The following is a 245-nucleotide window of genomic DNA, read 5'->3' as shown; positions in this document are numbered from 1 at the left end:
ATTCAGGTGGCTGGTCACACGTTGTAGATATGGCTGCTGGTGGTTATATGCAGGTTGTGGGGGCGCTTACTGCGCATTCATTCGTTGGTGGTGCTGGTGGTAAACCAGAATGTGCAGCAGTTGGCCATTTCATACCGGTTAATGCATATCGCATGGTTTCTTTTGGCGAATATGTGAATGATGAAACGGCATCCACTGTTAAAGCTCGCGACCACAAAGACGCAACCGATCTCACCGTCACTTAT

General features: G+C 48.6%; 1 protein-coding gene. It reads left to right on the top strand.

From position 1 onward, the window contains the following. Positions 1-245: hypothetical protein (locus tag FDX22_RS26350; RefSeq protein ID WP_146718012.1), on the top strand; the 245-nt coding region annotated here is incomplete at both ends.

Origin of the sequence: Citrobacter sp. TBCS-14 (genome assembly GCF_005280805.1) — a bacterium.
Taxonomy (GTDB): domain Bacteria; phylum Pseudomonadota; class Gammaproteobacteria; order Enterobacterales; family Enterobacteriaceae; genus Citrobacter; species Citrobacter gillenii.
The sequence above is the reverse complement of the archived record's forward strand: the minus strand, read 5'-3'. Positions and strand labels throughout refer to the sequence as shown.